The following is a 26,589-nucleotide window of genomic DNA, read 5'->3' as shown; positions in this document are numbered from 1 at the left end:
GCTTCCGAGGCTGCGCGGTTCTCAGTAGCCGCGCAGCACCTCGACGCTCAGCGCGGTCATGCTCGGGATGAACTCGATCACGTCGGTGCGCGCGACGCCGCCCTGCACGAAGGGGTCGCGTGCCAGCACCGCCTCGAGCCCCTCGCGGTCGCCTGAGCGCGCCAGGATCACGCCGCCCTTGCGCGGCACCTGGCGCCCCGAGGCCACGAACAGGCCGCTGGCGTAGTGCTTCTTGAGCCAGGTGACATGCGCATCCATCAGAGCGTCGAGTTCCTCGAGCGGACGGATGTAGGTCAGGGTGACGATGAACATGGCAAAGGCAGGTCGATGCGGAAGATGACCCGATCCTATGACCTCGGCACGACCGTGGTGGAGCGAGAGTGTGTCTACCCGGTAACTGTCGCATGCGGCATGTGCATGCGGGCCTTGTCGCCCACCGGACCTGCGCAGCGCCGTGCGATCTCGTAGATTCGGTCGTTGCATTCCTCAGTTCATGTCACTTCACCGGAGACCCTGTTCCATGATCCAAGTCGTTGCCGTCATCACCGCCAAGCCCGGCCAGCGCGCCCGTCTGCTCGAAGCCTTCAAGGCCAACCGCGCCGCCGTGCTCGCCGAAGAGGGCTGCATCGAGTACGGGGCCACGATCGACGCGCAGGGCATTCCGCCGTCGAAGGCCAGCTTCGGGCCCGACACCTTCGTGGTCATCGAGAAGTGGGCCTCGCTCCCGGCCCTGCAGGCCCACGGGGTCGCGCCGCACATGGCGGCCTTCAGCGCCCAGACCAGGGAGTTCACCGAAAGCAAGCGCATCCACGTGCTCGAGCCGATCTGAGCCGGCCGCGCCGCCTTCGCGCGCGGCGCGATGCCTGCTACCCTCGCGCCGGGGAGAAGAAGACATCTCGGACGAGGGGGTTCAAGACATGGCGATCGTCTCCAGACCGCAGGGTCTGCGCTGGCGCACTGGCGCGCTCCTGCTGGCGGCACTGGCCACGGGCTGCGCACAGCTCGGCGCACCGCCCTATGCCGCTGACTACGAAGCGCTCGACCGGCTCGAGGCGCACAACCCCGGCAAGGTCGCGGTGGGCAAGGTGCAGCCGACCGACCCCAATGACGCCCTCAACACCCTGCGCCTGCGCCGCGCCAAGCTGGTGTCGCCCAGCGGCACTTTCGCCCAGTACCTCGAAGACGCACTGATGCGCGACCTGGGCGAGATCTCGGTCTACGACCCCAAGGCGCCGACGCGCATCGCGGCGCGGATCCTCGTCAACGAACTCGACCTGGGCGTGGTCAACGGCTCCGGCCGCATGGACGTCGAAGTCACCGTCACGCGCAACGCCGCACAGACGCTGCGCAAGACCTACCGCGGCGAGATCGCCTTCGATTCGAGCTACGCCAACATCGTGGCCGTGCCCGCCGGGCAGGCCGCGTACCCGCGCTTGGTGCGGGCGCTGCTGCGGCAGGTGTATGCCGATCCGCAATTCGTCGCGGCCATCGCGCCGCCTGCGCAGTAAGGCCGGGAACGCACCATGACGCTTCTTTCTTCCCTGACGCCCCGGCTGGCCGCCGTGCTGGCAACCGCCGTGCTGCTGGCGGGCTGCGCCCACCCGATCACGATGATCACCGAGACCGCACCGCCCCGGTCGGCCGCCCACCTCATTCCCAAGAAGGTGGCCTACGTGATGACCGACGCACAGCGCGACCTGCAGGTGACCACCGCCGGCGGCAGCGGCGACCGCGTGAGCTACTACCCGTACCGCGACCTCGAAAAATCGATCCGCGATGCGCTGCGCGGGGTCTACCGCAACGTCGTCGTGCTGCGCACCGCGGGCGATGCCAAGGCGAACGAAGCGGCGGGCGTGTCGCTGGTGTTCACGCCGCAGATCAAGACCGATTCGAGCTCGTCTTCATGGATCACCTGGCCGCCCACCGCGTTCACGGCCGAGGTCGCCTGCGTGGTGACCGACACCGCGGGCGCCGAAGTCACGCGCGTGCGCGCGGTCGGCAACGGCACGGCGGAGTTCGGCGAGTTCAACGGCGACTACGGCCTGGCCGCACGGCGCGCGGCCACGCGGATGACGGCGCAGCTCAGCAGCGAGATTCGGCGCAACGAGAAGCTGCGCTGAGCGGGCCAGATCGTTCCCATCGCCCAATAAAAAACGCGCCCGAGGGCGCGTTTTTTGTTGAGGCCGCGAAGTCTTACTTCGACACGACCTTCACCATCTCGAGGCACTTGTTCGAGTAGCCCCATTCGTTGTCGTACCAGCTCACGAGCTTCACGAAGGTGCCGTCCAGTGCAATGCCGGCTTCGGCGTCGAAGATCGAGGTGCGCGGGTCGCCGCGGAAGTCGGTGGCGACGACCTTGTCTTCGGTGTAGCCCAGCACGCCCTTCAGCGCGCCTTCGCTCTGTGCCTTCATTTCGGCGCAGATCTCGGCGTAGGTGGCGTCCTTGACGAGTTCGACGGTCAGGTCGACCACCGACACGTCGGAGGTCGGCACGCGGAAGCTCATGCCGGTGAGCTTCTTGTTGAGCTCGGGGATCACCACGCCCACGGCCTTGGCCGCGCCCGTCGACGACGGAATGATGTTTTCCAGGATGCCGCGGCCGCCGCGCCAGTCCTTGTTGCTCGGGCCGTCCACGGTCTTCTGCGTGGCGGTGGCGGCGTGCACGGTGGTCATCAGGCCGCGCTTGATGCCCCACTTGTCGTTCAGCACCTTGGCCAGCGGGGCCAGGCAGTTGGTGGTGCAGCTGGCGTTGCTGATGATGGCTTCGCCGGCGTACTTCTTGTCGTTCACGCCGTAGACGAACATGGGGGTGTCGTCCTTCGAGGGGGCCGACAGGATCACCTTCTTGGCGCCTGCGTCGATGTGCTTCTGCGCGGTTTCCTTGGTGAGGAACAGGCCGGTCGACTCGAGCACGATGTCGGCGCCGACTTCGTTCCACTTGAGCTGCGACGGGTCGCGCTCTTGCGTCAGGCGGATCTTCTTGCCGTTGACGATCAGCGTGTTGCCTTCGACCGTGACTTCACCCTTGAAGCGGCCATGCACCGAGTCGTACTGGAGCATGTAAGCCAGGTATTCCGGCTCGAGCAAGTCGTTGATGGCAACGATTTCGATGTCGTTCTTGAAGTTCTGCACGGCTGCGCGCAGCACGTTGCGACCGATGCGGCCGAAGCCGTTGATACCGAGTTTGATAGCCATCTGACTTGCTCCTAAGGTTGAAAAACTTTTGATCGGACGGGAAAAGGACGAACCGCGCGACGCTCAGTCGCGCAGAGCCGCTTCCACGGTGGCGGCCACGTTCTCCGCCGTGAAACCGAAGTGCTTGAACAGCACGGGCGCGGGGGCCGACTCGCCGTAGCTGTCGATGCCGACCACGGCCGCGCAGCCGTACTTCCACCAGCCATCGGTGCAGCCCATTTCGACCGCGACGCGCGGGATCTTCTTGGGCAGCACGGCCTTCTTGTAGGCCAGGTCCTGGCGGTCGAAGGTGGTGGTCGAGGGCATCGACACCACGCGCACGGCGATCTTCTTGTCGGCCAGCAGCTTCTGGGCGGCCAGCGCGAGCTGCACTTCGGAACCGGTGGCGATGATGACCGCCGCCGTCTTCTTGTTCTTGAGGCCGACGTTCTCGGGCTCGGACAGCACGTAGGCGCCGCGGCTGATGTCGCCCAGGTCGCTCTTGGCGGCGTAGGCGATGTTCTGGCGGCTCAGCAGCAGGGCGGTCGGGCGCGTGGCGTTCTGCAGTGCGACAGCCCAGGCCACGGCGGTTTCGGCCGTGTCGCCCGGACGCCAGACGTCCAGGTTCGGGATGAGGCGCAGCGAGGCGGCGTGCTCGATCGACTGGTGCGTCGGGCCGTCTTCGCCCAGGCCGATGGAGTCGTGCGTGAACACGTGCACCACGCGGCGCTTCATGAGCGCGGCCATGCGGATGGCGTTGCGGCTGTAGTCGCTGAAGGTGAGGAAGGTGCCGCCGTAGGGGATGTAACCGCCGTGCAGCGCCACGCCGTTCATGATGGCGGCCATGCCGAATTCGCGCACGCCGTAATTGATGTGGCGGCCGATCTCGCCGTGCGGCGGCTCGACGGCATCACCTTGTGCGGCTTCGTCTTCGCCGCCCTGGGGCACCACCGGTGCGGGGGGCGCGTTCAGCACGACGGCGCCGGTCTTGGCGTCGAAGCGCAGCGCGGCAGTGCTCTTGGTGTTGGTGAGGTTGGAGCCCGTGAGGTCGGCGCTGCCGCCGAGCATTTCGGGCAGCGCGGCCGTGAAGGCTTCCAGCGCGAGCTGGCTGGCCTTGCGGCTGGCCACGGTTTCGCCCTTGGTATGGGCGGCGACCACGGTGTCGAACGCGACCTGATGGAAGTTCTTGGGCAGCTCGCCCTTCATGCGGCGCGTGAACTCGGCGGCGAGTTCAGGGTACGCGGCCGTGTAGGCGGCGAAGGTGTCGTTCCAGGCGGCTTCGGTCTTGGCGCCTTCGGCCTTGTGGTCCCAGTCGGCATACACCTCGGCCGGGATTTCGAAGGCGGGGTAGGGCCAGCCGATGGCTTCGCGCGTGAGCTTGATTTCTTCGGCGCCCAGCGCCTCGCCGTGCGCCTTGGCGGTGCCGGCGCGGTTCGGGCTGCCCTTGCCGATGGTGGTCTTGCAGACGATCAGCGTGGGCTTGGTGGCTTCCTTCTTGGCCTTGGCGATGGCCTTGGCCACTTCCTTGGCGTCGTTGCCGTCGATGGGGCCGACGACGTTCCAGCCGTAGCCCTTGAAGCGTTCTTCGGTGTTGTCGATGAACCAGGGCTTGACCTGGCCGTCGATGCTGATGCCGTTGTCGTCGTACAGGGCGATCAGCTTGTTCAGGTGCCAGGCGCCGGCCAGGGCGCAGGCTTCGTGGCTGATGCCTTCCATCATGCAACCGTCGCCCAGGAAGGCGTAGGTGTGGTGGTCGACGATGGCCAGGTCCTTGCGGTTGAACTCGGCGGCCAGCAGCTTCTCGGCCAGCGCGAAGCCCACGGCATTGGTGATGCCCTGGCCCAGCGGGCCGGTGGTGGTTTCGACGCCGGGGGTGACGTCGACTTCGGGGTGGCCGGCGGTCTTGCTGTGCAGCTGGCGGAAGTTCTTGATCTCGGCCAGGGGCAGGTCGTAGCCCGTGAGGTGCAGCACCGCGTAGATCAGCATCGAGGCGTGGCCGTTGGACAGCACGAAGCGGTCGCGGTCGAACCAGTGCGGGTTGGCGGGGTTGTAGCGCAGGTGCTCGCCCCACAGGGCGACGGCCATGTCGGCCATGCCCATCGGTGCGCCCGGATGTCCGGAATTGGCTTGTTGAACGGCATCCATTGCCAGCGCGCGGATCGCGTTGGCCATCAGGGCTTGGTTTGCCATGGGCAGTGGGCTTTCGGGGGAAAAGGGTGGGTGGGGGATACGGGAGAACCCGAGATTTTACCGGGCGAGCCGCGCCCGGCCTCGATACAGGGCCAACACCCCACTGATGCTCTCTTGTGTCGCAGGCCCGGCTGCTAGAGTTGCCCCCCATGCAAGGGCTGCACCTCACCGCCGATCTCCACGACTGCCAATGCGGCCTCCAATGGCTCACCGACGGGCGCGCGCTCGGCGAGGTCTGCACCAAGGCCGTGGCCGCCGCCGGGCTGCAGGCGGTGGGCAAGCTGGTCCATGGTTTTCCGGCAACGCCGCAGGGGCCGGGCGGCGTGACGGCCACGCTGCTGCTGGCCGAATCGCACCTGTGCATCCACACCTGGCCCGAGCAGCGCGGCGTGACGCTCGATGTGTACGTCTGCAACTTCGGCGCCGACCACTCGGCCAAGGCGCATGCGCTGATGGCCTGCCTGGTGGCGCTGTTCCAGCCCGGCCACAGCGAACGCAACGAACTGCAACGCGGCCGTGTGGCCGGGTCGGTGCAGTGATGGCGGTGCGCGCGATGATCCTGGCCGCCGGCCGCGGCGAACGCATGCGGCCACTGACCGACACCACGCCCAAGCCGCTGCTCGAGGTGCGCGGCAAGCCGCTGATGCAGTGGCCGATGGAGGCGCTGGCCGAGGGAGGCTTCACCGAACTGGTGGTCAACACCGACTGGCTGGGCGCGCAGGTCGCCGCCCGGTTCGGCGCGAACCCCGTGCTGGACGGGCATGGCGCGCTGTCCGTCTCCTATTCCGACGAAGGCCGCGACTTCGGCGGCGCGCTCGAAACAGCCGGCGGCATCGTGCGCGCGCTGCCGCTGCTCGGTGAGGTGTTCTGGGTCGCGGCCGGCGACGTGTTCGCGCCCGGTTTCCGCTTCACCCAGGCCGCGGTCGACCGCTTCCTGGCCAGCGGCAAGCTCGCCCACCTGTGGCTGGTGCCGAACCCGGCGCACAACCTCAAGGGCGACTTCGGCCTCTCGCCCGACGGGCTCGCGCTGAACCAGGCGGCCGAAAAATACACCTTCTCGACCATCGGCCTGTACCGCGCCGCGCTGTTCGCGCCGCCGTACTGCGACATCCCGGCTGGCAATCCGGACGGCATCAAGGCCCCGCTGGCACCGATCCTGCGCGCGGCCATGGACAACCAGCAGGTGAGCGCCGAGCTCTACACCGGCGACTGGACCGACGTGGGCACGCCGCAGCGCCTGCAGCAACTCAACGCCGGGGTCGCGCCGGCAGCGGGCGCATGACGCTCGCGCCGCTGCCCGACGCCCTGCGCCTGCTGCCGCAGCGCCTGCAGGACCTGGCCCTGGCGACCGCCGCCGAACGCAACGACGGCACGCCCGAAGACCCGCTGACCGTACCGCTCTACGTGAGCGACTTCACGCGCCTGAGCCTCGCGCCCATGCGCCAGGGCTGGCACGTCGAATACTTCGGCGACACCTGGGGCGACGCCTTCGACGAAACCCTGGCCTGCCTGAGCCGGCAGGACGTGGCCGACTGCATCACCTCGCTGTCGTTCAGCGGCCCCGACAGCGGCGCCAACGGCTCGCGCGAATGGATGTTCACGCCGCTGCTCGAGAGCCCGGTGATGTTTCCCCGCCTGCGCTCGCTGTTCATCAAGCCGACGCAGCCCGAGGACCACAACCAGTCGCTCGTCTGCACCAGCGACGGCATCCTCGAAGAGGGCGGCGACATCGCGCGCTGGGTGCGCAAGACGCCGCACCTGAGCGAACTGACGGTGCCGAACGCGCCGAACGCCGACTTCTTCGCCGTGCCGCTGCCCCAACTGACCAGCCTGTGCGTCGGCGCCCATTTCGCCACGCAGCACTTCATCCGCCACCTGGCCGCCGCAACGCAGCTGCCGGGCCTCAGGCTGCTGGATTTTTCCGAATCCACCGAGCAGCAGATGGCGTGGCCGGCCGACCGGACGCCCGGCGGCATCACGGCCTTCGCAGACTACGAGGCCTTGCTGCACAGCCCCGTGGGCGCGCAGCTGCGCGTGCTGAGGCTGCGCAACACCTGCCTCGACCTGGCCCAGCTGCAGCAGCTGCAGGGCGTGCGGCAGCGGCTGCAATTCATGGTCATCCAGTCAACGATCGGCGGCTACGTCAGCCACTTTGCACAGGATGTGTTCCCATGGCGGCATCTGGTACCCGCGGACCCCGGACTTGCACCGTATCGAAAGTGAAATCCCATGCTCAATGACACCACGATCTACGCCGAGCGCCGCGCGCGCCTCGCTTCGCAACTGGGCAAGGACGGCATCGCCATCGTCCCGACCGCGCCCGAGCGCCAGCGCAACCGCGACAGCGACTTCCTGTTCCGCCACGACAGCTACTTCTACTACCTGACCGGTTTCACCGAGCCCAACGCCTGGCTGGTGCTGGCGGGCGACGGCCGCGCCACGCTGTTCTGCGCGCCGAAAGACCTGGAACGCGAGATCTGGGACGGCTACCGCCTCGGCCCCGACGCCGCCCCCGCCGCGCTGGGCGTGGACGAGGCCTTCTCGGTGAACGACCTCGACGCGAAGTTGCCGAAGCTGCTCGAGAACCGCTCGACCGTGTGGTTCCCCTTCGCCACCCACAAGGGCCTGGAAACCCGCATCGACGGCTGGCTGCAGTCGGTGCGCGCGCGCGTGCGCTACGGCGCGCTGTGCCCCGAGGAGCAGCGCGACCTATGCGGCCCGCTCGACGAGATGCGCCTCGTGAAGGACGCGCACGAGCAGGACACCATGCGCCGCGCCGCGCAGATCAGCGCCCGCGCCCACATCCGCGCGATGCAGCTGTCGGCGCGCATGCTGCGCGAGGGCAAGGACGTGCGCGAGTACCACCTCGATGCCGAGTTGCTGCACGAGTTCCGCCTGGGCGGCTCGCAGTACCCGGCCTACGGCTCCATCGTCGCGGCCGGCGCCAATGCCTGCGTGCTGCACTACCGCGCCGACGCCGCGCCCGTGCGCAAGGGCGAGCTGGTGCTGATCGACGCCGGCTGCGAGCTCGACGGCTACGCCAGCGACATCACCCGCACCTTCCCGGCCGACGGCAAGTTCAGCGGCCCGCAGCGCGCGCTGTACGACCTGGTGCTGGCCAGCCAGGACGCCTCGGCCGCCGCCACCAAGGCCGGCAACCGCTTCAACGACCCGCACGACGCGGCCGTGAAGGTGCTGGCGCAGGGCATGCTCGACCTGGGTCTGCTCGACGGCAACAAGGTCGGCGGCGTCGACGACGTGATCGATTCGCGCGCCTACTTCCAGTTCTACATGCACCGCACCGGCCACTGGCTGGGCATGGACGTGCACGACTGCGGCAGTTATGTCGAACCCACGCAGGTGGGCGAAGTGAGCGAGCGCAAGGACCCGCTGTCCAACGAACTCATCAAGAACCGCCCGAGCCGCATCCTGCACCCGGGCATGGTGCTGACGCTGGAGCCCGGCATCTACGTGCGGCCCGGCGAGGGCGTGCCCGAGAAGTTCCACAACATCGGCATCCGCATCGAGGACGACGCGATCGTCACAGCCACGGGCTGCGAACTGATTTCGCGGGGGGTGCCGGTGAAGGCGGATGAGATCGAGGCGTTGATGCGGGGGTGAGCACGGTCCGCAAGCGGCGCGCCAGGCTGGTGGACGACCGCCCGCCGTATTGGATGCAGCAGTGGCTGCTGCATCACAAGGAATCGGACCGGTTCGATGGACGTGAGTACCGCATCTACGACGTCCACGCGTCCAAGGGGCCGCCACTGTCCTCGGTCTGCGCCGAAGGCGTGATTTCGCGGATCAGCGATACCGCACTGGAATTGCGGGAGCCCGAGTCCGTCGTGTCCGCCTATGCGGTCTGGTTCGGTCTGCTGATGGCCGCGCCGCTGGTGGCATTGCTGTTCCATGTAGACATACCCCAGACGATCATGGGCACGCTGATCGCGCTCTGGTTGATCGGCGTGACGCTGTACGCCGTGATTTTCGGCGCGCGCTCGATTTTTTTGACCTTCAGGGAGGTGCTGCGCCCCTCGCCGTTGACCGTCGGGATTCTGTGCGACCGGCGCAACCAAAGGCTGTGGTGGCGCGAGGAAGGGAAGGACCGCTGGGTCGCGTGGGAGCGCATCCGTGTCGCCCATCGCAAGGGATGCCCCGCGACGCAGACCTCCGAAGACTTGCGTCTGCTGATGCTGAACAAGGACGATGCCCTCGTCACCACCGTGGAGCAGGGCACGGAGCCATTGACGTTGCCGCTGCCGAGCTGGGGCTTCGGTCATCGATGCACGCAATCGCATGAGAACGAGACGCGCAAGGCCGTCGTCGACTTCATCGCGGTGTTCATGCGTCACGGCCCCGAGCAATTGCCCGCCACCCGCTGGCGGACACCGGAACACGACCGCGAACGCCTGTTCCTGGACCTGGCTGGCACCCTGAATTTTTTCGCCGGGCCTCGTGCGCATGCATCAAGACCGTTGCGCGCCTTCTGCGCCGTGCTGATGGCACTGGCCGCACCGCTCCTGCTGCCACCGCAATGGCTGCATGCGCTCGCCGAATTTCGGCGTCGGCCGAGCGAATGGTCGGAAGCCACCCTGCAGGCGGTCGGGATCGATTCGCCGACGACCCGCCTGGCCGTGCCCGCGGGCAGCCGCCCGTTGCACGCGCCGCTCGATCAGGAGCAACGCGCTCTGGCGTGGATCTGGATCGCCACCGCCTTCGCGACCTACCTCATCGTGGGTTGGAAGATCATCCACTGAGTGCGCGGACGGTTGCGGGCCCGAATGCCCGCGCGATCACAAGCAGAACAGCAGACTGAGAAACGCAACGCCCCCTGCCGCAGACGCGATCCAGTGAAAGCGATGCGGCAACCCGCTCAACAGCCCGACCGTCGCCAGCGCCGCCGCAGTCAACGCCCCGAGCCACAACACCCACCCCACCGACCCGCCCGCCGCCTCCAGGCTGGCCCACAGCGACAGGCACAGCAGCGCCGTGCCCCCGAGCTGCAGCCATCGGCGCCAGGCGCCCGGCGTGTGGCCGCGGCCGAAGACGTCTTCGCTGTGGCGGTCCATCGCGAGGCTCAGCGCGCAGAAGCCGGCCAGCGAGGCGGCGAACACCAACCCGAGCAGCGGCATCACGATCCCTGACCCGAGGCAGCAAGTTCCGTTGGCGGCGGCGGCTTGACGGCTTTCTTGGGTGCCGCCAAAGCCTTGCGGCGCTTGCGCTCCACCAGCCAGGTCGCACCCGCCAACCCCAGGCCGAGCGCGATCGCCACGAGGTCGAAGCCCGCCACCGAACTCGGCCCGGTGCGCAGGCTCACGGTGAGCGGCGCGGGGCCGGTGAAGGCATTGAGCACCGGCAACAATGCGAACAGCAGCGCGCCGAGCGCAAGCTGCGCCTGCCACATGCGCAGGGTCGGGCGCAGCAGGCCCAGCACGGCGGTGGCGCCCCAGACGATGAAGAACCAGCGGATCTCGGCCTCGTTGCGGCCCGCCACGTCGACCGGCAGCAGGCGGTTGGCCCAGAAGAAGGCGGCCATCGCCACGGGCAAGCCCGCGATCGCACCGAGGTTCAGCCCGTCGACCAGCCGCAGGCCGAAGCCGATGCGCCCGCCCTGCTTGAGGGTCTTGGCGTATTTCTGGCGCTCCTTCACCGCCCACAGCAGCAGGCCCGTGGTCACCATCAGGCAGCCCGCCAGGCCCGACACGAAGAACAGCGCGCGCAACAGCGGATCGGCGAAACGGCCGATGTGCAGGCCGTAGAGCACGCCGCGCGTTTCGGCCGCGGCCTTGGGCACGTCGCCGAAGCTGCCGATGAGCGCGCCGGTCGTGCCGTTGAACTGCATGCTGGGCTGGTCGTACGACAGGTGACGGCCTTCGGCCCGCGTGAGCGAGACCACGGCGTTGGCGTCGTTGGGCCGGTGCACCACGATGCGGCCCACGGGCGCGCCGTCCCAGTGGGCCGTGGCCTGCGCCACCATGGGCGCGAGGGGCGCCAGCGCGGCCTTCGTGCCCGAGGGCTTGATCTGCGTGCGCACGCCGCCCGGGAAGGCCTCGGCGAAGAAGGTGTCGTTGCCGCCGTGCGCCTTGTAGGCCACCTGCGGCCCCCACGGCATGTACATGAACATCAGCGTGACCAGCCCGGTGTAGGTGATCATGGCGTGGTACGGCAGTGCGAGCACGGCGGTGACGTTGTGCGCGTCGAGCCACGAGCGCTGGCCCTTCTTCGGGCGGAAGGTGAAGAAGTCCTTGAAGATGCGCTTGTGCGTGACGATGCCGCTGACGATGGCCACGAGCATGAACATCGCGCAGAAGCCGACGATCCAGCGCGCCCAGAGCGCGGGCATGTAGTGCAGGTCGAAATGCAGGCGGTAGAAGAACTCGCCGCCGCGCGTCTCGCGCGGCGCGGTGATCGCCTGGCCTGTGGCCGGGTCGAGCATGGCGCGGTCGAAACTGCGGCGTCGGTCCACGGGCGGCGAGCCGGGTGGCGGCGGCGGCTTGGCCCACAGCAGGCTCACGCCGGGCTCGCGCTCGGTGGGCAAGGTGATGAACCAGCGCGTGGCATCGGGCGCGTGGCGCTGCATGAAAGCCAGCGCGTTGTCGGCGGCCACCGGCTGCGGCACCGTGCCCGGCGTCACGGCGTGCAGCTCCGGCTTCATCCAGAAGGTGATCTCGTCCTTGAAGTACGAGGCCGTGCCGGCCGCGAACACCATGAAGAGCACCCAGCCGACCAGCAGACCCGACCAGGTGTGCAGCCAGGCCATCGACTGACGGAATCCTTCCTTCATGCGGCACCTCCGCCGCCCTGGGTCCACAGCAGCAACAGCAGGCCCTGCAGCGCCGCCGCGATGGCAAGGCCGGTCCAGGCGCGCCACGCCGAGCGGGCCGCAAAGACCCACATCACGGCCACGGCATAGACGAGGAAGGAGGCCAGCGTGCCGGTCAGCGCGGCTTCGCTGCGCGCCATGCCGAAGAGAGCGGGCAGGCCCAGCGCGAGCACGGCGGCCGACAGCGCGGCGACGCCGTAGCCGCCCGCGATGGCAGCGACGGCCCGCGACGCGACGCCCATCCGGTAGCGGAGGCCGGCGCTCACGACGGGCGCCGGACGACGTGCAAGGTCGTTCGGAAATTCATGGGACAGAGGGAGAGAGAAAACCTGGAGAATGAGAATCATACTCATCTTCTCGGTTTTTCTCGCCCCCGCCCATCCCGCGAGCGGGGCCTTGAAAGGCGCGCGGCGCCTTACTTCGCCTGCAGCAGCGCGCCGGCTTCGAGCAGCACCAGCTCGTTGTCGTCGGCCTTGTTGGGCTCGCGGCTGCTGGAGAACGGCAGGTTGTTGTCGTTGCCGACGACGATGTGCGTGGCATCGACCACGTCGACGTTCTCGATGGTGAAGAACGGGAACTTGAGCACGCCGTCGTTCAGCGGCTTGCGCGCGAGCTTGTTCGGGTCGGCGATGTTCAGCAGGTCGATGTAGCCGATCTTGCGCACCGCGCCGCCCACGTTCGCGTCGCTGAGCTCGACCTTGTAGACGCGCTTGAACTTCGCGATGTCGTGGAAGCAGTCGGTGCGCTTCTGGCCTTCGGGGCAGGCCTTGTCAGACGTGCCTTCGCCGTTGTCGCGTTCGATGATGAGGCCGGTGGTGCCGTCGATCATGTTGAAGTCGCCGATGGCGTGGCCGTTGGCTTCGAGCACGTACTTCCAATGGCGGCCCGTCCACTTCTCGGTCGCGACGTCGAACTCCAGCACGCGCAGCGCTTCCTTGCCGTCGACCTTCTCGTAGTCCTTGGCCTCGGCGTTCCACACCGGGCCTTCGAGCAGCGCATAGAGCTTGCTCCCGTCCTTGGACGAGGCCATGCCTTCGAAGCCCTTGGAGCGCTTGATCTGGAAATCGACAGCGCCGCCTGGTGCGCCCGGCGTGGTGACCGCGGGGTGATCGGGCGAGCGCACGGCCTTGCCGTCCACCTGCGTGTCGAACACCGCGAGCACCTTGCCCTTCAGGTCGGCCTTGATCAGGAAGGGGCCGAACTCCTCGCCGATCCACAGCGCGCCGCCGGCGAACTGGAAGCTCTCGGGATCGAAGTCCGAACCCGTCAGGTAGCGCTGCTTCGTGCCTTCGTGAACGATGCGGAACGGCACCTTCTTGTCGGGGTCGTGCAGGAAGATCGTGTTCAGGCGATTGAACTTGCCGCTCTTGAAGTCCACCTTGTAGTGGTTCAGGTAGAGCATGAAGTCGGGCGAGTTGGCCTTCGCGCCGGCACCGTTGTCGGTGAGCACCCAGAACGAGCCGTCGTCCATCTTCTTGATGCCCGAGTGGCCCTGCAGCGGTTGGCCCTTGAAGGGCACCGAGACGCCAGTGCCGCGGCCGGCCGAAAGGCCCTCGATCGTGCCCAGCGCCTCGACGCGCTTGCCGGTGGTGAACTTGCCGCTGACCGGCAGGTCGGCCGGCGCGTCTTTTGGTGCGGCGACAAAACTCTGCGCAGGCAGCACGGCGTGGCCGGAGAGCGTGGCGGGGAAGGCGGTCTGTGCGGCCGCGCCACCGCAGGCGAGTGCAGTAGCCAGGGCGATGAAGGAGAGGGAAGCGAGACGCGTCATGGGCAGAAGAAAGGTTTCAGTCGAAACGCGAGACCATGCCGATTGCGCGTGACGGCGCCGTGACATCCACCGGCTTCAAGGTGCGATGTCCACCGTCACTTCACGCGACTCGGCGCGGCCCTGGTCATCGACCGCGCGCAGCACGTAGCGCCGGCCCGAATCGGCCATGTCCGGCATCCAGGTGATGCCTTCGCCGGGCGCGGCCTTGCCGACCAGGGCGTCGTCAGCGAACCAGTAGATCGTCTGCGTGCCCGCCGCGGCTTCGGCGCGCAGCACGAGCGGCTCGGGCTTCTTCACGCGCAGCGTGTGCCGCACGCCGCGCAAGGGCGATGTAATGAGCGGCGCCGTCTCCGAAGCCTCGCCCTTCTCGCAGCCATCGGTCGGCAGGCTCGCGCGCGGCAGGCCCGCCTGGCGGAACAGCCGCCGCATGTCGCTTCCCCATTGCTCGACCACCTGCTGGCGCGCGTTGGGCTGCGGCCCGCACACCACCTTGCCGGTCGTTTCGTCGACCCACACGGCGCGGTGCAGGTTGCTCACCTGGATCGGCGACTTGCCGGCGATGAACCATGTTTTGGTGCGCACCGGGCACAGCGCATCGGGCAGCCCGCCCGTCGCGGTGCACACCTCGACCTGGCGCAGGTCCGCCGGCTGTCGCGTCGCGATCTCGCCGGGATCGAGCCGCTCTGCACGCAGCGCATCGACCATGCGCAGGAACAGCGGCGCAGCCGCATCGACGCCCACCAGCGCGGGGTTGCTCGTGCCATCGAAGTTGCCGACCCACACCACGAGCACATAGCGGCCGAACACGCCCGCGGTCCACGCATCGCGAAAGCCCCACGACGTGCCCGTCTTCCATGCAATGGCGGGACGCGCGGGCAGCGTGGTGTCGGGGCGTGGCGTGTGGCGCAGCATGTCGAGCGTGATGAACGAGGCCTCTTCGCTCAAGAGGCGCAGCGGCTGCACCGGCCGCTCGTCGGGCGCGGGCTGCGTGTAGCGCAGCGGCTGCGAGATGCCGCCGTTCGCGAGCGTGGCGTAGAGGCCCGCGAGCTCCTCAGGCGTGACTTCGCCGCCGCCCAGCACCAGCGCGAGGCCGTAGTGCGATTCGCTCTGCAGCTTCTGCACGCCCGCGAGCCGCATGAAGTCGTAGAGCCCCGGCTTCGACAGCTTCGCGGCCACGGCCACCGCGGGGATGTTGCGGCTGCGGATCAACGCTTCCTGCGCGGGCAGCGGGCCGGCGAAGCGGTGGTCGAAGTTCTCGGGCGTGTAGGGGCCGAAGGAGGTCGGTGCGTCCTTCAGCATCGTCTTCGGATGCAGCAAGCCCTGGTCGAGCGCGAGCGCGTAGATGAAGGGCTTGAGCGTGGACCCTGGCGAGCGCTTGGCCTGCGTGCCGTTGACCTGCCCGGCGATGGCGTCGTTGTGCCAGTCGGCCGAACCGATCAGCGCGCGCACCTGCATGGTCGAGGCGTCGAGCAGCAGTGCGCTCGCGTTGGTCATGCCCACATCGGCGTGCGTGCGCAGGTACTGGCCCATCACGCGTTCGAGCGTGGCCTGCATGCGCAGGTCGATGGTGGTGCGCACTTCCTGCACACCGCGCTCCTGCGCCAGCAGCATGTCGGTGGCGTGCGGCGCGAGAAAGGGGAGGCTGCCGCGCGACTGTGCCGAGAGCGCGAGCTGTGCATCCGGCGCGTGCTGCTTTGCCGTCGGATCGCGCTCGGCCCACAGCGCCCACAGGCGTTCGCGTGCCGACTGCAGCTCGGTATTGCGACCGCGCTCGGCGATGCGCTTGACGGGGTTCTGCGGAATCACCGCGAGCGTCAGCGCCTCGGGCAGGCTGAGCTTGGCGGCGTCCTTGCGGAAGTAGATGAGGCTCGCGGCCTGCACGCCTTCGATGTTGCCGCCATAGGGCGCCGTGTTGAGGTACGCCTCGAGGATCTCACGCTTGCCGAAACGCGCCTCCAGCCAGAGCGCCGCGCCGATCTGCGCGATCTTGCCCATGGCCGTGCGGCTGTCGATGCCGTAGACGCGCCGTGCCAGCTGCATCGTGAGCGTCGAGCCGCCCTGCCTGCGCTCGCCGCTGGCGATGCGCCACGCGCTGCGCACGAGCGCGGCAGGGTTGACGCCGGGGTGCGCGTAGAAGCGGCGGTCTTCGTACAGCAGCACCGCATCGACCAGCGTCGGCGAGATGCGGTCGAGCGGCACCCAGAGGCGGTATTGCTCGTCGCTTGCGAGGGTGAGGCGCAAGAGTTCGCCGCCTTGCGCGTACACGGCACGCGAGCTGCCGACGGTTTCGCTCAGTGGGGCGTGCGGCCACAGGCGCAACAGCGTGAGCAGAAAGGCCACCGCCAGCGCCCACAGCGCAGGCTTGCGCAGCCTTCCCAACTTCACGCTGAAGCGCATGACGGCCTCCGCTGCCTTGCGTCAGTTCGCGACGACCTGGAAGCGCGCACCCGCCGAGCGCGAATACACGCGCCGGTCGTACATCGCCTCGCCGTACGCCGCAGGCACCACGAAGTCGCCGACGTTGGTCGCCCGCGCCTTGTAGGTCACTTCGAGCAGGTTCTTGTCGACGGCGCCGTAGAACACCACGCGGTCTTCGCGGATGTCGGCGTACTGCACCTTCCACGAACCGCCGCCACCGAGGCGCTTCTTCCAGATCGGCGCATCGGCATTGGCTTCCTGGTCGTCGCCCACGGCCTGCAGCACCGGCTCCAGGCCGCCTGGCAGCAGGTCGACCAGCGCCACGTCGTTGAGCTGTGCGCGCTCCAGGCTGCGCACGCGCACCCGCACGGTGACCTCTTCGCCAAGCTTGGCCTTGGTGATCGGGTTGCCCTTGGCATCGAGCACTTCATGGAAGATCTCGAGGCCCTGGTTCACCGGCGTGGTGGGCACGTTGCGCTCGAAGCCCTGTTCGGCCCAGCTGTAGTACAGGTTGAAGTCGCTGTCGTTCGACAGCTTGAGCTTGGCCGTGCCGGCGGGCACCGCGGCACGCGTGATCGGATTCACCGAGCCCAGCGCGAGTGCCGCGGCCTGCCCTTGCGCGTTGACGCTCTGCGCCGTGAGCTTGCCCTCGGCGTTCTGCGCCACCGCTTCGAAGTACGCATCGACCGCGAGCAGCATCGAGGCCGACGACAGGCTGTTGTACCAGCCGTCGCGCACCATCGCGCCCATGCCTTCCCACACTTCGGGCTTCAGCGTCTTCAGGCGCGAAGGGAAGTGGCGGCCCACCAGGTGCAGCGTCATGCTGTCGTGCACCAGCGGGTCGTAGTACGCGCCCCACACATTGCGGCGCTGTTTCTTCTCGGTGCGCGCGAGCAGGTCGGACCACACCGGGTTGAGCAGCTCGTTGGCCACTTGCTCCTGCTTCACGAGCTGGTAGCTCGCGGCCAGGTACACGGCGCCCAGGTCGTCGCTCCAGCCTTGCGTCTGCTTGTTGCGCCACGCTTCGCGCAGGTTGGCCAATGCGGCCGGCGCGATGATGCCCTGGCGCGTGAGCAGGTAGGCCGCCTGCGTGCGCTGGCGCCAGCCGTCGAGCGAGGTGTCGCCGCTGCCCAGCCAGCCCTGCAGGTAGGTGTTCGCTTTCTGCAGCAGGTCTTGCGGCACAGGCAGCTTGTGGTCCTTGGCTTCGATGAGCAGGTGCACCGCGTAGAGCGTGGCGAAGGCATCGGTGCCCGCGCCGGGCCACAGCGAGAAGCCGCCGTCGGCCGTCTGCCGTGCGCGCAGCTGCACGAGGTAGCGCTCGAAGGTCTTGCGCGCCTCCGGCATCGGGCCCTGCTCGGGCGTGCGGCCACGCGCCATTTCCTTCACCAGCTCGGGGCGACCCGACAGCAGCACGGCCGGGAAGGTCTGGCTCGTGATCTGCTCGGTGCAGCCGTGCGGGTACACCTCCAGATACTGCATGAGGCCGGTCGCGAAGGCCCACGGCGCGGCGGACACCGCGACATCGCTCTTGCGGAAGTTCGGGTACAGGTCGGCCTTGCTGCTCAGCTCGCCCGCACGCTGGAAGCTGCCCGCCTGCACCAGCGTGACGAACGGCGACGCAGGCCGCACGCTCACTTCGGTCGACAGGCGCGCACTGAAGGTCTTGTGCGTCGAGGTGAACACCAGCGCCGACGAACCCAGCACCGCCTGCTCGCCCGGCTTGGCGCGCACATTGAACCTGGTGCTCGCTTCGCCGCGCTCGTTGACCTTGAGCGTCTGCGTCGCATCGCCCACCACTTCGAGTCCGCCCGAGGCGGTGAGCGTGAGCGCAATGGGCACGTCCTTGCCCGAACCCACGATGTTGTTCGCGAGGCCCACGCCCACTTCGACCGTGTCGCCGGGCGCCATCGCGAGCGGTGCGTTCGGCAGTATCACCATGTCGCCGCGCACCACGGTGCGGGTGCTCTTGGCGGCGGTGGTCTCGTCGTTCACCGCGACGGCCATCACGCGCAGGCTGCCGTTGAAGCTCTCGGGCACGGTGTAGCTGAACTCGCGGCTGCCGTTCACATCGACGAGGCCCGACCAGTAGGCCACCGGCTTGTCGCGCTTGCGCTTGAACGGATTCAGGTGCTTGCCGAGCTCGCCTTCGCCGTCACCGCCGGGGGCGGCGCCCTGCATGAGCTTCTTGAACTCCGGCAGGATCAGGTCGAGCGTCTGCAGGGTGCCCACCTCGAGCGCGCGCTTCTGGAAGAAGTGCTTGAGCGGGTCGGGCGTCTTGTAGCGCGCCACCTGCAGGATGCCTTCGTCCACCGCGAACAGCACGGCGCGCGTGGGCTTGTCGCTGGTGAGCTTCATCTTCACCGTCTGCCCGGGCTTCACGAGTTCGCTGCTGGTGAGCTGCAGGTTGGCGGTGCGCTTGGCCAGGCTGGTGGCGAAGGGCACGACGCCGTACGACAGCGGGCTCATGTAGACCTCGTCCGAGGCCGGGTCGCGCACGAAATGCACGTTGATGTAGCCGGTGCCCTCGAAGTCCTTGGGCAGCACGATCTTCTGCACCGAGGCGGTCTTGTCGGTCTTGAACCATGCGTGGGCGTAGACCTTGTCGCGCTCGATGGTGATGAGGCCGGCGCCCACGTACGGCGCGCGGATGCTCACCTCGATCTCCTGGCCCGGCTCGTAGTCCTTGCGGTCGAGCGTGAGCTGCAGTTCGGCGTTGCGGTCCAGCGAGCGCGAAACGTTCGCGTTGCCCGCCACGCTGTACTCGACGCGGTTCAGCTCCAGCCCGCCGGCATTGCGCACCACGTAGGCGAAGTTGCCGGGCGTGGAGGTGTTCAGCGCGATGGCGTTGCCGGCCGCGACGATGGCCAGCGGCTTCTCGTCGATCACGATTTCCTTCTTGCGCGATTCGTACCTGTAGAGGCCGTTGTCCTGCTTCACGAGCACCGAGAGCACCTTGCGCTCCACGCGCTGGATTTTCAGGTCGTCCACGGCCGTCTTCTTGGCCTGCGGGTCGATAGCGATCACGGTGGCATTGCGCGCGGCGCCCTTGCTCACGTAGCTGGTGTCGCCATCGACCTTCACGCCCACAAGGTAGGGCATGTCGCTCACCAGCGTCTGCGCCTCGGCCGAGACGCTGCGCCCGCCCTCGGGCTCGAAGGCCTTGGCGAGCACGTGCACCTGGTAGGTCGCCGCATCGAAGCGCGAGAGGCGCAGGTCGAACTCGGCCTTGCCCTCGGCGCTGGTCTGCACGCTGCCCAGGTCGTCGACCTGCTTCTCGGTGGCGCGCTGCGGATCGAAGAAGGCGTAGTCGGCGAACGCGCGGAACACCGGGAAGGCCGGGCTCAGCGTGAGCGTGCCTTCGACCTTGCGGTCGGGCGCGGGCGTGCCGAAAAGGTTCTGCACGTCGATGAGCGCCTTCAGGTCCTTGGGCTTGACCCAGCCTTCGGCCACTTCGCTGCTGAGCTTGGCGACCACCTTGGTGCGGTCGGGCAGGAACTCCTGCACCTTCACCGTCGTGCTGCCGATGAGCAGGCCCTGCACCTCGGGGTTGCCGGGCGAGGATTCGCGCGGCAGGTAGAGGTTGATGGTGTAGTTGCCGGTGGGCGAGGTGTCCTGCGTGGCGTGGGCGATTTCCGCCGCGCCGCCGGGGCCGAGCTTGAGCTTCTCGCGGCGCACGCTGAGGCCGCGCGCGTCGATGACCTCGGCTTCGAGCGGCAGGTCGCGCAGCGACGTGGCCCAGTTGCCGGCCTTGACCATCATCGCGATGTGCATGGTGTCGCCCGGGCGGTAGATGCCGCGGTCGCTGAACACGTAGGCGGTCATCTGGTTCGGCACGCCGGCCGCGCGCAGGCCGCCGACGTCGAAGCGCGAGATGTCGAGCGTGCGGTCGCTGCGGTTGAAGGGCAGGAAGCTCAGGTCGCCGTCCTTGCGCACCACCAGCACCACAGGCGCCTTCTCTCGTTGGTAGCCGGCGAGGTTGGGCAACTTGGCAGCGCCCGTGGCGTCGGTGGATTGCGACGCGACGATCATGCCGTTGCGGCCCCACACCTCGACCAGTGCGCCGGCCACCGGCTGGCCGTTGGCGATGCTCTGCACGAACACGTCGCGCGTGCCGTCGAGCGATTTCTTGGCGACGATGCCCAGGTCGGTGACGAGCACCAGGCGCTGGTCCTTCTGGTCTTCGGGGTTGCCGCTTTCGGGGTCGCCTTCGCCTTCCGAGGGCTGTTCTTCCTGCTGCTCTTCTTCGGGCTGCGCCTGCGTGGCATCGCCTTCGGCTTTCTTCTTGGCCTTGGGGTCGTAGCCCTGCACCTTGAGCAGGAACACGCCGCGGCGGTCGGCCACATCGCTGCGCAGGTACTGCGCGAAGTCGACGGTCTCGTAGTGCGCCTTGCCGGCGGGGATGCTGAGCGGAATTTCCTTCTGGAAGCGGTCGACGAGGTTGTCCGACTGCAGGCCGCCGTTGAACTGCGGATGCGCGAAGTCGCCGTTGGTCTGCGTGACCAGGTGCTGCAACTGCTGCGGCAGCAGGCGTCCGATTTCCAGGCGGATGCCGGGCAGGTCGCGCACCAGGATCGGCAGCTTGCGCTCACCGGAAAGTGCGAGCAGCGAGCCCTGGCTCATGATGGTGAGCTCGGGCGCGAAGGTCTTGAGCAGGCGAACGTCCTGCCGCGCCGCGCCGAGCTGGTAGCCGCCCGGCGTCTTCAGGCCCTTGGCCACGCGCACCAGCAGGTAGCGGCCGCCTTCGGCTTGCGGGAGACGGAAGCTGACCATCTCGGTCACTTCGCGTTCGCTGGCAATAGGCTGCAGATTGATCTTCTTCGCGCGACGCAGCACCGCGTCGGTGACCTTCGCGGGGTCGGCGGACCAGTCGAACTTTTCTTCGGGGTCGCCCTTGGCTTCTTCCGTGGCGGGCAGCAGCCAGGCCTGCACCACGCGCGCCATTTCGCGCTCGTGCACCGGCATCGAGGCGGTGACGTGCATCACATGCTCGGGCTCGCCGTTCTCGCCCGTGACGATGGTGGGGTCGATGCTCGAGATGTCGAGGCTGAAGAGGCCGGGGATGTCGACCGCGCGCGAGAGGTCGTTGCGCTGGCCGGGGCCGCCCTTCTGCGCGACCGCGCCGGAGGTGAGGCTGAGCACCACGGGGCGCGTCTTCTCGGGAATGGGCAGCGGCTCGGACTGGAGGGTGGCGGTGAGGCGCAGCTTGTCGTAGCTGACGGTGAACTTCTCGCTCGCGCACTTGCCCACGCTGAAGATCGAGGTACCGCAGGCCTGGTCATAGGTCAGCACCAGGCGCTTTTCGAACTCTGCCGTGTTGACGGGGTGCGAGAAGCGCACCTGGAAGAGCGCGCGTCGCACGTTGGCCTGCACCGGGTCTTGGTAGAACTCCGCGCCCGCGATGCGCGCGTTGAATTCGGGCGAGGTGAACTCGTACTTGCGCTGCTCGATCTCGATGTGCGGCGCGAGCGCATCCTTCGAGAGTTGCACCTTGTAGGGTTGGCCGACCGGCCAGTCCTGCGCGGGAAGGAATTCGAGCTTCTTCTGGCTGCTCCACGACCAGCGACCGGCGATGGCGGGCTCAATGCTCACGCCGGTCGCCTCCTGGCCGATGCGCGCGATCGGCGCGACCGAGGCGGAGAAATTGATGACGACCGGGTTGGGCCCCTTGTCGTTTTCGATCTGCGTGCGCGGCGGCGGCACGATCTGCGCGGTGGAAACAACGGGCTCGACGCGATCGGGCGTGAGGCCGTGCCACCACTTCAGCACATGCGGGCTCGCGAACCAGCCGGCCAGCACCAGCAGCGCCAGCACCACCACCCAGGCCAACCGTTGCTGCAGCCACTGCAGCCCGAAGAGAAGAAAGGCGCCCACGATGCGCAGCCACCCCGGGGGTCGCCAGGAACCGATGAGTCCGCGTGCCAGCGGACGCAGGAACCCGAGCACACGGCCCAGTCCGGTGAAGAGCACGTCGCTGAGCGACGCGAGTTTTCGATTCGCAACTTGAAGCATGGACGCTCCCCCGATGTTTTTGTTGGCGCCTGACAGTCTCTGCCCGGTCTGTGAAGCCATGGCGCTGTGTGTGAAGTCTGCGTGAAAACCGCACAGGGCCCGCGCACCGGCCCGTCTCGAACGTCAGAACGAAAGTGCGGGCTTGTTGACCATCAACCAGAACACGATGGCCATGGCCACGAAGGCCGGGTAGCCCAGCAGCTCCCAGTAGCGCTGGTAGCGCAGATACAGCGACGGCAGCGCGGTGTCCTCGCGATGCGCCTGCCCCGCCAGGGCCGCCATGCGGATCTGCAGCCACACCACCGGCAGCCAGCACGCCCCCGCGAACGCGAACAGCCCCAGCGACAGCGCCAGCCACGGCGTCGACAGCGGCCAGCCCGCCATGTGCGCCAGCGCGAAGCCGGTGACCGGCTGCAGGATGACCGTGGGCGTGGTGAACCACCAATCGGCCCGCACCACCAGCCGGCTCACCACCGCCTGCGCCGGCACGCTGCCGCTGCGGTTGGCAAAGAACATGTAGAAGGCCGAGCCCAGCCCCGTGCCGACCATCAGCACGCTGGAGACGATGTGCAGCCACTTGAGGACGAGGTAGGTGTTCATGGCGTGGCGCGTCGGTACAGATGCCAGAGCAGCGCGGCGATGGGCAGGTTCTTGAGCAGCGGGCCCAGCGGGTGCAGCCACAGGTCCGGCTGCAGCACGGTCGCCACGAGCGTCATGGCGAGCATCAGGGCGAAGGCGGTCAGGTAAACGGTGCGGCCGGGTCGCAGCCACAGCGCCAGGCCGACCGCAAGATCGGCCGCCGCGCCGCCGACGATCAGCGCCTGCACCAGCCATGGCGGCGAGGTGATGCCCGCATCGGCCAGCACGCGGCGGCTCTGGCCGTCGAGCTCGACGATGCTGGCGACGGCGGTGAAGAGCCAGACCGCGACGAGGCTCAGGCGCAGCAGGCGGTCGTCGTCACGCGTCTTCGTCATGCCGCGTCGCTCCCATGCTGTGCCCGTTGCCACTGGACGACCTCGTCCGCATGTCCCGCAAGAAAGTCGCGCATGCGCGCAAAGCGCCGCTGTGTCTGCCGCGCGAAGACCTGGGCCACCACGGGCTCCAGCAGCCAGCGCAAGGCTTTCGGTCCGGCTTCGATGGTGTAGACGTAGATCAGCACCGAATGACCAGGCTGTGTGTCCCGGTGCCGCATCGATGCGGCCCAGCGGCTGAAGGGAAAGGAACGGCCGACCATCGAAGCCGCGGCCACATGCGGCCGGTCGAAAGTGACGAAGCGCGTGCGCATCGACAGGCCCCGCAACCAGCCGCCGCCGGTGTTCTCGGTTTCCGCGCCCACAAAAGGGCAGGGCGCGCCGCCCACCACGCGGGCGTTGCCGACCAGCGAGTCCCAGCGCGCACGCCAGACGTGATAGTGGAAGGCATCGAAGACCACGTCGGCCGGCGCCGGCATGTCGAATTCAAAGCGCTGGTGTGCCATGGCCTGCTGCGCTTTCGCCTTCGTCGATCACATCCGTCACCATGCCCCAGCGCGCGAACTCGGGGTCGAACTCGGGCAGCGTGAGCAGGCCGGCGCAGGCGTGCGCGCCCGTCGGCAACGCCTCGCCGCGCGCGAGCCGGCGGGCCAGCAGGATGGCGGCCATGCAGGGGATCTCGGGGCCGTGGTTGTCGTCGGCCGCGATGTGCCAGGCGCGGCGCGCGATGGCGCCGTGCGCATCGGTGCCTTCGACGCACACCACCATGCCGCCCAGCGCGGTGCCGAACGCATCGAACACGCCGCCCGTCGCGTGCAGCAGTGGCGCCAGCTTCTGCGGTGCGCGCAGCAGGCCCGTGCGGCGCAGGAAAGCCAGGAAGGCGAAGGCGTGCTGGGTCAGGCCGACTTCGAGTGCGGCACGGAACATGACCGACTGCACGCCGGCGTAGCGCATGGGAAAGAGCTCGAGGTCGGGGATGTCGCACAAGGCGCCGCGGCGCGGCTTCATGCGGGCGAACTGCACTTTTGCGGGGTGGGCCCAGCCGGGCTGCTCGGTCCAGCGGCCGCCCTGCCAGACGCGGATCGGCGCGCCGCAGTAGGCGAGCACGCCCGCGAGCGTGGCTTCGCCGCGCGGTGCGCCCTGTGCCGGCGCGATGCAGATGTCGATGCTGCGCAGGCTCTGCCAGCCGGCGGCGAGATGATCGACCACCGCCGACGACAGCGCGGGCACGGTGCTGGCGCCGGCCACGGCGGTGCGGCCCGCGCTGCGGAAGGCCGCGTCCATCGCGGCGGGAAAGTCGCAGACGAAGCGCCGGCCGTCGGCCAGGTCGATGTAGTGCGCGCCGGCGGCTGCCACGGCCTGCGGCACGCGGTAGTCCTGGCCCTGGAACGGGCCGGCGGTGTGGATGACGAGGTCGGCGCCCAGAAAACCCAGCCCCTGCGCGAGGTCGGGCGACTGCGCATCGACGCGCACACCGCGTGCACTGCCGCCCAGCGATTGCGCAAACGCCGTGGCCCGTTCGAGGTCACGCCCGCCAACCCACAACTCGATGCCCGGGTCCTGCGCCAGCGCGCGGCTGATGCGCGCGCCGAAGTTGCCGTAGCCGCCGAGCACCAGTGTCTTCATGCGAGGTTCGCTCCGGCGACGTGGCCGCGCGTGAAGGCTTCTTCGAAGATCGAATAGCCCGACCAGTCCGCGTGCGCGAACGACAGCCGGCCCGCAGCCACGCGGTCGCCGTGCGCGCCGATCTGCGCGAGCAGACCGGGCCGCGGGATCGACATGGCGTGTCCGTAGCGCGTGATCTCGACGCGCGTGGCGAGCGCGGGCAGGTCGGGGTGTGGCACCGACAGCTCGGCCAGCAGCTCGTCACGCCATGCGGTCCACGGGCGCTCGAGCAGCAGCTGGCGGCCGTCGCCGGTGTCGTAGCCGCTCGGGCCCAGCGGGCGGTACCAGCTGAGCACGGTGCCGCGCGGCGTGGGGTCGAGCGTCTGGTGACGTGCATCGACGTAGCCGAGGCCGCGCGTGCCGTAGATCACGTTGTCCCAGCTCGGCGCGGCGCCGACGCGGTCGGCCAGCGGGCCGCGCAGGTGCACGTTGGCGACCAGCCACGGGGCGTAGCGCACGTGCACGGCGGCGCTCGTCAGCAGCGCCGGCGGGTTCTCGACCACGCGCGCGGCGATGAAGACGGGCAGCGCGACGATGCAGCGCTCGGCCTGCCAGCGCACCATCGATTTCGATGCGGCATCCCACGCGTCGACCTCGACGCCCGCGCGCCCTTCGGCGATGCGCGTGACGACCTGGCCGGTGTGCAGGCGCTCGCCCAGCGGCGCGGCCAGCTGCTTCGTGAGCCAGCCGTTGCCTTCGGGCCAGGTGAGCACGCCGTCGCGGTCGGGGTTGGTGTCGTTGACGCTGCCACTCGCGTCACCGGGCGCATGGAAGCCGTGCCGGCTTGCGAAGTAGTGGATGCCGGCCCAGGCCGACACTTGCGCGATGCCGGCGCCGTAGTCGTCGCGGCAGCAGTAGTCGAGGTACCAGCGCAGGTGGGCGTCGTCGAAGCCTTCGCGGTCGAGCCAGCCCGCGAAGGGCACGGCGTCGAGCGCGAGCAGCTCGGGCGTGACGGCGAAGCGCAGCGTGGGAATGGCGAAGTGGGCGGCGTGCTGCAGGGCGTCGATGCGCTGCGCGAAGCGGCGGTACTGCGCCTGCGTGCCGGCACCCACGTCGTGCACGGGCAGCAGCCCGTCCTGCCACTCACCGCGGAAGAACAGGCGCTCCTGCGGGCTGTGACACAGGTGGCGCTCGTCGTAGGTCCAGCGGCCGGCCACGCGGCGGCGCAGGCCGAGTTCTTCGAGCAGGTCCTGCACCTCGTGCGCGTCGTCGCCGGGCGTGGGCAGGTAGTGCGCGCCGAGCGGGCAGGCGATGCCGCCGACCGAGCCGCCGCGCGCGTTGCCGCCAGCGGTGTCTTCGAGTTCGAGCAGCGCGAAGTCGTCGATGCCCGCGAGGCGCAGCGCGCGCGCCGCCGCCAGGCCAGCGACGCCGCCGCCGGCGATGACGACGCGGGTGCGCCTGACGGTGGCCGGGGCCTGCGACCTGAGCGCGCCGTCGCGCATGGCGTGGCCGCGCGCGACATCGATGCCGGTGAAGCCGCCTTCGATGACCGGCGGTGGCGCCTCGCAGCCGGCCAGCGCCAGGGCGCCCGCCGCACCCGCCACGCCGAGGAAGTCGCGCCGTTGCATGCC

General features: G+C 68.6%; 22 protein-coding genes. 8 read left to right on the top strand and 14 right to left on the bottom strand.

Annotation, left to right across the window (positions count from 1 at the left end):
* Positions 1-21 precede the first annotated feature (21 nt).
* Positions 22-312: a YciI family protein gene (locus tag VHAB30_RS26245; protein WP_062473524.1), complete on the bottom strand. Its 291-nt coding sequence runs from the start codon at positions 310-312 to the stop codon at positions 22-24.
* Between the two features lie 208 nt (positions 313-520).
* On the opposite strand from VHAB30_RS26245, the gene VHAB30_RS26240 reads away from it, so the two are divergent.
* From VHAB30_RS26240 to VHAB30_RS26230, 3 genes are all read left to right on the top strand, one after another.
* A complete protein-coding gene (locus VHAB30_RS26240; protein ID WP_159279119.1) occupies positions 521-829 on the top strand; it encodes a putative quinol monooxygenase in 309 nt (102 codons plus the stop codon).
* A gap of 88 nt (positions 830-917) precedes the next feature.
* Positions 918-1,508 carry a hypothetical protein gene (locus VHAB30_RS26235; RefSeq protein WP_159279118.1) on the top strand — a complete coding sequence of 197 codons (591 nt, stop codon included), beginning with the start codon at positions 918-920 and terminating at the stop codon, positions 1,506-1,508.
* 15 nt (positions 1,509-1,523) lie between these two features.
* Positions 1,524-2,120 carry a hypothetical protein gene (locus tag VHAB30_RS26230; RefSeq protein ID WP_159279117.1) on the top strand — a complete coding sequence of 199 codons (597 nt, stop codon included), beginning with the start codon at positions 1,524-1,526 and terminating at the stop codon, positions 2,118-2,120.
* A gap of 73 nt (positions 2,121-2,193) precedes the next feature.
* Here the strand turns inward: VHAB30_RS26230 and gap are convergent, their stop codons facing one another.
* The gene (gene gap / locus VHAB30_RS26225; RefSeq protein ID WP_056575024.1) at positions 2,194-3,195 is read right to left on the bottom strand and encodes a type I glyceraldehyde-3-phosphate dehydrogenase; all 1,002 of its coding nucleotides are present in this window, start codon (positions 3,193-3,195) and stop codon (positions 2,194-2,196) included.
* A gap of 63 nt (positions 3,196-3,258) precedes the next feature.
* The gene (locus VHAB30_RS26220; protein WP_062473533.1) at positions 3,259-5,364 is read right to left on the bottom strand and encodes a transketolase family protein; all 2,106 of its coding nucleotides are present in this window, start codon (positions 5,362-5,364) and stop codon (positions 3,259-3,261) included.
* Between the two features lie 149 nt (positions 5,365-5,513).
* Here VHAB30_RS26220 and VHAB30_RS26215 point away from each other — a divergent pair, with 149 nt between their 5' ends.
* Genes VHAB30_RS26215 through VHAB30_RS26195 form a run of 5 tightly spaced genes read left to right on the top strand, consistent with a single transcriptional unit; the run spans position 5,514 to position 10,121 of the window.
* Positions 5,514-5,903 (top strand): S-adenosylmethionine decarboxylase family protein, encoded by a 390-nt coding sequence (locus tag VHAB30_RS26215; RefSeq protein WP_159274196.1) that lies wholly within the window; start codon positions 5,514-5,516, stop codon positions 5,901-5,903.
* Between the two features lie 14 nt (positions 5,904-5,917).
* Complete coding sequence (locus VHAB30_RS26210; protein ID WP_159279116.1) at positions 5,918-6,646, top strand: nucleotidyltransferase family protein; 729 nt, start codon at positions 5,918-5,920, stop codon at positions 6,644-6,646.
* Positions 6,643-7,587 (top strand): hypothetical protein, encoded by a 945-nt coding sequence (locus VHAB30_RS26205; RefSeq protein WP_159279115.1) that lies wholly within the window; start codon positions 6,643-6,645, stop codon positions 7,585-7,587. Before VHAB30_RS26210 ends, VHAB30_RS26205 begins: the two co-directional genes overlap by 4 nt.
* 6 nt (positions 7,588-7,593) lie before the next feature.
* Positions 7,594-8,985, top strand: a complete 1,392-nt coding sequence (locus VHAB30_RS26200) for an aminopeptidase P N-terminal domain-containing protein (protein WP_159279114.1) — start codon at positions 7,594-7,596, stop codon at positions 8,983-8,985.
* Positions 8,982-10,121 (top strand): hypothetical protein, encoded by a 1,140-nt coding sequence (locus VHAB30_RS26195; protein WP_159279113.1) that lies wholly within the window; start codon positions 8,982-8,984, stop codon positions 10,119-10,121. Before VHAB30_RS26200 ends, VHAB30_RS26195 begins: the two co-directional genes overlap by 4 nt.
* 36 nt (positions 10,122-10,157) lie before the next feature.
* Here the strand turns inward: VHAB30_RS26195 and VHAB30_RS26190 are convergent, their stop codons facing one another.
* The 11 genes from VHAB30_RS26190 to VHAB30_RS26140 form a co-directional block, all read right to left on the bottom strand.
* A complete protein-coding gene (locus tag VHAB30_RS26190) occupies positions 10,158-10,496 on the bottom strand; it encodes a DUF3325 domain-containing protein (RefSeq protein ID WP_235926935.1) in 339 nt (112 codons plus the stop codon).
* The gene (locus VHAB30_RS26185; RefSeq protein WP_159279111.1) at positions 10,496-12,148 is read right to left on the bottom strand and encodes a PepSY-associated TM helix domain-containing protein; all 1,653 of its coding nucleotides are present in this window, start codon (positions 12,146-12,148) and stop codon (positions 10,496-10,498) included. Before VHAB30_RS26185 ends, VHAB30_RS26190 begins: the two co-directional genes overlap by 1 nt.
* Positions 12,145-12,453 (bottom strand): DUF3649 domain-containing protein, encoded by a 309-nt coding sequence (locus VHAB30_RS26180; RefSeq protein WP_370680729.1) that lies wholly within the window; start codon positions 12,451-12,453, stop codon positions 12,145-12,147. Before VHAB30_RS26180 ends, VHAB30_RS26185 begins: the two co-directional genes overlap by 4 nt.
* A 149-nt stretch (positions 12,454-12,602) precedes the next feature.
* Entirely contained in the window at positions 12,603-13,955 is a 1,353-nt protein-coding gene (locus tag VHAB30_RS26175) for an esterase-like activity of phytase family protein (RefSeq protein ID WP_159279110.1), read from the bottom strand.
* Positions 13,956-14,030: 75 nt separating this feature from the next.
* The gene (gene pbpC, locus VHAB30_RS26170) at positions 14,031-16,352 is read right to left on the bottom strand and encodes a penicillin-binding protein 1C (RefSeq protein ID WP_174250290.1); all 2,322 of its coding nucleotides are present in this window, start codon (positions 16,350-16,352) and stop codon (positions 14,031-14,033) included.
* Between the two features lie 21 nt (positions 16,353-16,373).
* Positions 16,374-22,382, bottom strand: a complete 6,009-nt coding sequence (locus VHAB30_RS26165) for an alpha-2-macroglobulin (RefSeq protein ID WP_159279109.1) — start codon at positions 22,380-22,382, stop codon at positions 16,374-16,376.
* A 123-nt stretch (positions 22,383-22,505) separates the two neighbouring features.
* Positions 22,506-22,982 carry a DUF2269 family protein gene (locus VHAB30_RS26160; RefSeq protein ID WP_159279108.1) on the bottom strand — a complete coding sequence of 159 codons (477 nt, stop codon included), beginning with the start codon at positions 22,980-22,982 and terminating at the stop codon, positions 22,506-22,508.
* The gene (locus VHAB30_RS26155; RefSeq protein ID WP_159279107.1) at positions 22,979-23,356 is read right to left on the bottom strand and encodes a DoxX-like family protein; all 378 of its coding nucleotides are present in this window, start codon (positions 23,354-23,356) and stop codon (positions 22,979-22,981) included. The genes VHAB30_RS26160 and VHAB30_RS26155 overlap by 4 nt, the downstream gene beginning before the upstream one ends.
* Complete coding sequence (locus VHAB30_RS26150; protein WP_235926923.1) at positions 23,353-23,832, bottom strand: SRPBCC family protein; 480 nt, start codon at positions 23,830-23,832, stop codon at positions 23,353-23,355. Before VHAB30_RS26150 ends, VHAB30_RS26155 begins: the two co-directional genes overlap by 4 nt.
* Before the next feature lie 7 nt (positions 23,833-23,839).
* Positions 23,840-24,979 carry a saccharopine dehydrogenase family protein gene (locus tag VHAB30_RS26145; protein ID WP_159279105.1) on the bottom strand — a complete coding sequence of 380 codons (1,140 nt, stop codon included), beginning with the start codon at positions 24,977-24,979 and terminating at the stop codon, positions 23,840-23,842.
* A complete protein-coding gene (locus VHAB30_RS26140; protein WP_159279104.1) occupies positions 24,976-26,586 on the bottom strand; it encodes an FAD-dependent oxidoreductase in 1,611 nt (536 codons plus the stop codon). Before VHAB30_RS26140 ends, VHAB30_RS26145 begins: the two co-directional genes overlap by 4 nt.
* Between the last annotated feature and the right edge of the window lie 3 nt (positions 26,587-26,589).

This window comes from Variovorax boronicumulans (assembly GCF_009811375.1).
GTDB classification, from domain to species: Bacteria; Pseudomonadota; Gammaproteobacteria; order Burkholderiales; family Burkholderiaceae_C; genus Variovorax; species Variovorax boronicumulans.
The sequence above is the reverse complement of the archived record's forward strand: the minus strand, read 5'-3'. Positions and strand labels throughout refer to the sequence as shown.

Excerpts from the sequence above, each read along its gene's own strand:
- VHAB30_RS26210 (WP_159279116.1), top strand. The coding sequence starts at position 5,918 with ATGATCCTGGCCGCCGGCCGCGGCGAACGCATGCGGCCACTGACCGAC.
- VHAB30_RS26145 (WP_159279105.1), bottom strand. The coding sequence starts at position 24,979 with ATGAAGACACTGGTGCTCGGCGGCTACGGCAACTTCGGCGCGCGCATC.
- VHAB30_RS26230 (WP_159279117.1), top strand. The coding sequence starts at position 1,524 with ATGACGCTTCTTTCTTCCCTGACGCCCCGGCTGGCCGCCGTGCTGGCA.
- VHAB30_RS26200 (WP_159279114.1), top strand. The coding sequence starts at position 7,594 with ATGCTCAATGACACCACGATCTACGCCGAGCGCCGCGCGCGCCTCGCT.
- VHAB30_RS26215 (WP_159274196.1), top strand. The coding sequence starts at position 5,514 with ATGCAAGGGCTGCACCTCACCGCCGATCTCCACGACTGCCAATGCGGC.
- VHAB30_RS26140 (WP_159279104.1), bottom strand. The coding sequence starts at position 26,586 with ATGCAACGGCGCGACTTCCTCGGCGTGGCGGGTGCGGCGGGCGCCCTG.
- VHAB30_RS26245 (WP_062473524.1), bottom strand. The coding sequence starts at position 312 with ATGTTCATCGTCACCCTGACCTACATCCGTCCGCTCGAGGAACTCGAC.
- VHAB30_RS26155 (WP_159279107.1), bottom strand. The coding sequence starts at position 23,356 with ATGACGAAGACGCGTGACGACGACCGCCTGCTGCGCCTGAGCCTCGTC.
- VHAB30_RS26235 (WP_159279118.1), top strand. The coding sequence starts at position 918 with ATGGCGATCGTCTCCAGACCGCAGGGTCTGCGCTGGCGCACTGGCGCG.
- pbpC (WP_174250290.1), bottom strand. The coding sequence starts at position 16,352 with ATGCGCTTCAGCGTGAAGTTGGGAAGGCTGCGCAAGCCTGCGCTGTGG.
- VHAB30_RS26190 (WP_235926935.1), bottom strand. The coding sequence starts at position 10,496 with ATGCCGCTGCTCGGGTTGGTGTTCGCCGCCTCGCTGGCCGGCTTCTGC.
- VHAB30_RS26175 (WP_159279110.1), bottom strand. The coding sequence starts at position 13,955 with ATGACGCGTCTCGCTTCCCTCTCCTTCATCGCCCTGGCTACTGCACTC.
- VHAB30_RS26240 (WP_159279119.1), top strand. The coding sequence starts at position 521 with ATGATCCAAGTCGTTGCCGTCATCACCGCCAAGCCCGGCCAGCGCGCC.
- VHAB30_RS26160 (WP_159279108.1), bottom strand. The coding sequence starts at position 22,982 with ATGAACACCTACCTCGTCCTCAAGTGGCTGCACATCGTCTCCAGCGTG.
- VHAB30_RS26205 (WP_159279115.1), top strand. The coding sequence starts at position 6,643 with ATGACGCTCGCGCCGCTGCCCGACGCCCTGCGCCTGCTGCCGCAGCGC.
- VHAB30_RS26185 (WP_159279111.1), bottom strand. The coding sequence starts at position 12,148 with ATGAAGGAAGGATTCCGTCAGTCGATGGCCTGGCTGCACACCTGGTCG.
- VHAB30_RS26220 (WP_062473533.1), bottom strand. The coding sequence starts at position 5,364 with ATGGCAAACCAAGCCCTGATGGCCAACGCGATCCGCGCGCTGGCAATG.
- gap (WP_056575024.1), bottom strand. The coding sequence starts at position 3,195 with ATGGCTATCAAACTCGGTATCAACGGCTTCGGCCGCATCGGTCGCAAC.
- VHAB30_RS26150 (WP_235926923.1), bottom strand. The coding sequence starts at position 23,832 with ATGCCGGCGCCGGCCGACGTGGTCTTCGATGCCTTCCACTATCACGTC.
- VHAB30_RS26165 (WP_159279109.1), bottom strand. The coding sequence starts at position 22,382 with ATGCTTCAAGTTGCGAATCGAAAACTCGCGTCGCTCAGCGACGTGCTC.